The sequence below is a fragment of the Massiliimicrobium timonense genome (assembly GCF_002160865.1).
In the GTDB taxonomy this organism is placed as follows: domain Bacteria; phylum Bacillota_I; class Bacilli_A; order Erysipelotrichales; family Coprobacillaceae; genus Allocoprobacillus.
Genome location: NZ_NFLJ01000066.1, coordinates 1 through 6,556 on the forward strand (window position 1 = coordinate 1; position 6,556 = coordinate 6,556).

The following is a 6,556-nucleotide window of genomic DNA, read 5'->3' on the forward strand; positions in this document are numbered from 1 at the left end:
ACATCTTGTTTATTGAATAGGGATAGTGAAATTAATAAACATGAAGAGTTGGTTATGGATTGTTTACATAATCTGAAAAGAAATTATCATCATCGTAAGGAATCATATAAGACTATTGTTGATAAAACATATCGTAGTGATGTTGAATATATAGATGAAGCAACATTAATCCAACAACAAGATTTAGAAATTGTTGATTCTTTTAATCATTTAATTGATGCAATGATAAATTATAAAAAATATCTTAATCATTCATTATATAGATGTGATGATGAACCACTTATATTCTTTTTCTTTGATGATGTTGATGTCACAGCACAATATTGTGAAGGTATTTTTGAAACATTTTTAACGTTTTTATCTAATGCTCATATTGTGACTTTTATAAGTGGTGATTATGATTTGTTTTTACAATCAGTGACACTTAAATTGTTAGAAAAAGAAAAAATATATCATTATGGACTTGATAATATATATTTATTTGGTAAAACTGAAAAACAGTATCAAGCTATTGAATTAATCAAAAAAAGAGCTGAATCCTTTTTAAAGAAAGTATTGCCTCCAATGTATCGTTTTGAAATACGTTGGTTGGATAATGAAAAGAAAAGTCAAATAAAATATAGTAAGTATGAATCAAATACGAACATAGAAAACTTATGGTTAGATAAACCCATTAAATATTTATTAAAAGAGGTAATTGATAAATTATCAGATAAAGGTAAAGACAATGATTTTTTGGTATACAAACATATAGACATCTTTCCATATTATTCTGTTTTTAGTCGAAGTGTCAGAGGTTTTATAAATGTTTATTTATATTTAGTGGGACAAATTAATGCATTATCCAATATACAACAAGTTGATAATAAGAAGAAATTAAAATTTATGGAAGAATTTTTACAGGTTCTTTTGAATTCTAAAAATACGTATCGTAAGAATCTCAAAAATATTTCAAGATACTTATATATTAAAAAAGGTGAAAAGAATGATGAATATAAAAGATTGAGGATTGATTGTGAAGAACTTAAGGAAATTATTAAATTGAAAATAGAGGAAGCACAAAAAGAAAATCATCATCCATATATAACTGATGAAGTCAAAGACGAAATTCAAGCATTAATTATGTTACCATTATTTATGAATGAACTCCAGAACAAGTTATTTAATAAATATGAAAATCGTTATAAACGTATAAGAGATAAAGTGAAAAATATCATATTGTATGAGTTTGTTAATCATTTTAATAAAAATATAACTATGTTTTTACCTGGTCAATTAGACTTAGAAGAAATTTTATTGCTTTATTCTTTTATTACAACAAGAATGTCTATGGAAGCTATACATGCTATGAATGGTGATGTTAATCATACAAGAAAAGAAACAGCCCTTTATAATGAAAATAATGATAAAAAGTATCTTGTGCAAATTATGAAAGCAATAGTTAAAATATATGAAGGTGAAATATCTACAAATATATTTGATAAGCAAGGTGAAAAGGAATCAGAACAACTGTCTGTTCAATATGATAATGCTTTGTATGGTGATGTTTCTAGGAGATTAACATGTGAAGAAGAGATTATGGAAGCCTTAATTAGACAATATGAGGATCAAAACTATGCATGGTTATTATATTTAAGAAATCTTATCATAAATAACTTATCTTTATCATCACATCTCTATCCTTATACAAAATTTTATGAAAAAATATTGCCAATGTTTGATATTCTTTATAATTTATATGATGAGAATGAAGATATTCAGTCTTTGCGAGATGTCATAGATTTTTGTGAGATGCTTAAAGATGTCTTTAATGATAAAAATTTAATTTCATATATTAATAAAGGCAACACAAAGGACATCAATCAATTTTATAAAGAGGTATTAAATTTCTATTGTAATAGGATTGAAAATATATCTTATGAAGAAAACTCTAATATTCCTCACTTTGTTAATGATTTAAGACATTGTAAACTCATAGCAGATATATATTCTAACAATCCTTCACCGAAATTGAATATTGAAAAGTTTTCTGAATATAATTTTAGAAATCAAAAAGAGGTTTATATTGAGCTTATCCAAGATAATTTAGAAAGTCATGCTTTTGAGAAGATATTTTTATCTACAAAGATGGTACTTGATTATTTAGAGTTAGAACTTAACAAAGTCATGATTGAATATTCAGAAAATAGATTGAATGAATTTTTCAATGAGTTAATTAATAATGCTATGGTGATGTTAGGAACAAGTATGAATAACTTTGATTTTGAAAAATGTGTTTATAATGAATTATTGCATACATCTTATGGAAGAAATATAAGCAACCATTTTATGGAAGAAATGCAAATGTACCTCTTACACTCTACAAAGGATATGGATGTAATAGATGAAATTTGCAACTATATATATGAGCAAGTTAATATATTTGCTGATGCTATAAAAGATGCAAATAACGTAAATAGAGATCTCATTTTAGCTCAGAGTCAATTTTATATGTATCTCATACCTATTTATATTGTGAGTACTTATTTGTATGATTTGAATTGTACAAATAATATTACTGAAAAGAAATTTTTCTTGAACTTATTAGGAGTTATTAATGAGGGACTAGAAAATGAATAATTATAATTTAATTATTAAGATAGCATTAATGACGTTGCCTTTTCGCCATTATCAGTTTATAAAAGAGGACTATTATTATCAGTATCGTATTAAAAATATAACATATAAAGATTTTATTTATGCAATGTTCAATATTATTAATACTGAGTTTTATATTAGAGATTTAGATGAATTTATATTGATTTTAGAAAGTATCTTTCCTAGAAGAGAAGATGACGAAATATATGTAGATGAGTATCATAGACATGACAGAAATGAAGATGAAGCATATAAGGTTTGGAAGTTCTATTTTGGATTATTGGAACAATTAGGAAAATCTTTATTATTGATAAAGGATTATAAAGTTTTTTTGAATCAGGAATATATAGATGTTAAAAATGATCTTTTTGCTTTATATAATGAAAATCAACGTATTTTAATTTGGTACTATTTATCAAGGTTTATGGATATGGGATTGGTTATTATCAATCATTTACAAAAATACATAGAATGTATTGATGCATTTGTAAGAAGCAAAAATGGAATACATGTTCATTTATTGAATCATTATCAATCACATATGTTTCAAGATGGTTTTTATGAAACACATGTTCATTTTGGTGGAGCTATAGGTTTTAATGTTCAATGGTGGTCAATTGTAGGAAAATTTCCATATAGTAAAACAACAAGAGATGTTTTAGATTCTTTAAGTAGTTTAAATGGCTTAAAAGATGATAACTTTCAATATGATGTCTATATGATGGCTTCGATTATTTATCGCTATGTTATGATGAAAATAATATACTTCTATAAAGAAGAAAAAGAGAGAAATCATAGTATAAACAACCGAGAGTATTTAGATTATATAAGTTATGAGCATAAAGAATTTATTTGTCAATATGCTGATGTAAACTTTTCACGAGAAAGTATTCGTCAATTAAACTATATGATCAATGAAATTGATAAAGAAATTAAGAGAAAAAATGCAGAATATGAAGATTATATAGGTGTATTTATTGGTGATGTAGAAAAAGAACAATATGAAAATGTATTTATTTTTCACTGTATACGTTTTTTAAGAGAATTGAAAGACACTGAGGAAAAAAATTTATTAACAAAAGCATTTTTTCAATATGTGCGTATAAAAAATAGTTTCTTTTCTTTAAAAGTTCAAACGTATTCTATTAAAGGTTTGTCCTATTTTAGAGAGTTTTATCATGCTTCAAATTCAAATAAATGTTTATCTGTTAAAGAAAAAGTGAGTGTAGTATTAAACCATTATCATCATTCTGAATTGATTAAGGGTGTAGAATTAAAAGTTTCTGCTTCTTCTTGTCAAAGTTTTTCTGGAATGATTGGAAGTTATAGTAAACAAATTCAAGATCTCATTAACTATTATTATAAATGGTGTGAGCAGTTGGATGATCATAGTATTATTACGAAGTTAGGTTATATTTTGATGTTTAAAAAAGAACAGGCTGATATGTCTCAAAAAATTTGTTTTGAAAAGTTTAAAAAAAATAATGATTATACCCATTTAAGTTATGGAAACTTACAAATACAAACATTAGCAACGATGATGGCTGTTCAACATTTAAGAAATAAAGTCGATGGCTTGGAAAAGATAATAATTGGTATAGATGTTGCTGGTAATGAATATTATTGTGAACCGTATGTATATGCACCTATTTATCGCTTTGTTACAAATCCATATCATGAAATTATGGAAGAGTCACAAAATCCTGCTTTAATGGAATTGTATAATCAATATACGATGTTTCCTATTAAAGATTTAGGGCTTACTTATCATGTAGGAGAAGTTTTTTCAAGCATTGTCAGTGGGTTAAGGCATATTGATGAAGTCATAACATATTTTAATTATGTAGAGGGAGATCGTATTGGACACGGATTAGCTTTAGCAATTGATTTAAAGAGGTATTTAAGAGATAAGAAAGTGACTCAAATCAAAAAGGGTGAGTACTTAAAAAATCTTATTTGGATTTATATGAAAATCTCTAGAGATGGACTTCAACTTAATGTTATTGAGAGTGAGTTGAGAAGTAAGATATTAAATGTTTTCCGATCAATATATTCTCAAAATAGTGATAGTACAGTTGATATTCATACTTTGATTGATTGGTATCTTTATAGTTTTACTTGTGTAGATAAAAAATATGTTAAAATGTTAGCTGATCAAGATGGTTGTTGTTTTAAACATATATGCAATGACAAAAATGTACAAGAGAAACAAAGAACGTGGTCTTTGCAAGAATTATTAGTTGCTGATAATTGTTGGTATTATGTTAGAAAAATGAATGAAACAGTTTTGATTCAAGAAAATATGTTTGACTATGATTTATATAATGTATTGCAACAAAACGTTAGGCAGAAAGTTTCAAATAAAGGTGTCATAGTAGAAATTAATCCTGTTTCTAATAGCTTGGTAGGCGATGTGGACGATGTCACGTTATTACCATATTTAAATATGGATACTATTGGTTTTAATCAAGATGCCAGTAAAAATGTATTGATGACGATTAATACGGATGATCCTGCTATTTTTAATACTGATCTTGTTTTTCAGTTTTCTTTGCTAGAGGCACAATTCACTAATATGGGCTATTCTAAAAAAGAAATTAATGAATGGTTAAATTTTGTGAGACGAAATAGCCACTATTCGACATTCCTATCTAATAAAGAAATTATCAAAGAAGATGCCATTTCTTTTTTGAAAAAATTGAGATTAAAACTGAAAGATATTTGATTTTATAGTTGAAGAACGGTTAAGCTTTAGCCTCAGTTATTCATAGTATTGCATAATCATGAATAACTGAGGTAATAATTCCTTTGATTCCTTTGCTACCACTCAAAATGATTCGTATTTGCATTATGGAAATTAATATGTTATAATATAGCTGAAATTTTTTTGTTTAAGGAGTGGATTTGATATGTATGTGATGAATCGGGCAAAACAAGTAAAAAGTAAACCTTTTACAAGAAAAAAATATACTGTTAATATATCTAGACATCGTAAAGTACTAGATTATAATGCTGTACAAGAAAGAAAAGAAATGGTTGAAAATCGACTCGTGAGAAAAGTTTTTTAATAAATAATTTATTGTTTACAATACATGAATTGATATTTGATAGATGTGAGATTATGTCTTGTTTTTCTATTGTTAAAATTATATATGAGTTTATTATGTCTTTGAAAGTGAGCATTTATATTAAATGGTTTTAATTTAGTAAGGAGAGCTCTCTTTTTTTATGCTTTCAATTGAAATAAAAAATTATTTTTTGAAACAATGTCATATAAAAAATAAACTTTGATATATATAGATTTATAGTGGAAAATCAAATAGGTATATTTGACTATGTGACATAATTATTTTTTATAATTAATCATGAATGGTAAAAGTGGTGCAGTTATTGGATTTAGGTAGAAAAGGATATAACCAAGACGTTATTTATAAAGATAATTGATCATGTGTCATTAATAATGTTTATCATAGTACTTTATTAGCGTTGGTTTTGAGAAAGGTTATTGCTATGAGATGTATAGAGTTTATTTATTATGAATGAATAAGGAAATACAAAAATAAAGAATGAATAAAGGTTGTTTGAAGCTGTATAAAGAAAGGAAGTATAGAAAAGATAAGAGAATGGATATGTTATTTGTAGAAACTGTATAAGATGAGATAAAAGCTTATCAAAGGATACATGAAGCATAATAGCAAAGATGATATAGCACAATATTTACAATAAGCAAATATTGTGCTATATTTGTCTTAGAAAAAGATTTTTTAAATTTTTTGTCTAAATAAGAAGTAAAATGAAGTATTTAATGCGTATATATATAATAGAGGAACATTTCTTGGATTGTTTTATGACTCCTTAAATATTGATGTTGTTGTTAACTATAAAAATCAAAAAGGAGGAACAATCAATGAATGAGAAA

At 25.6% G+C, this 6,556-nt stretch carries 2 protein-coding genes; both read left to right on the top strand.

Annotated features, from left to right (window positions below; translation table 11 throughout):
• Nucleotides 1-2,619 (top strand): hypothetical protein (locus B5E75_RS13805; RefSeq protein WP_206413998.1); only part of this gene is annotated, 2,619 nt, incomplete at its 5' end.
• Nucleotides 2,612-5,362, top strand: a complete 2,751-nt coding sequence (locus B5E75_RS13810; protein ID WP_087360444.1) for an amidohydrolase family protein — start codon at nt 2,612-2,614, stop codon at nt 5,360-5,362. The genes B5E75_RS13805 and B5E75_RS13810, both read left to right, overlap by 8 nt.
• Nucleotides 5,363-6,556: the final 1,194 nt, after the last annotated feature.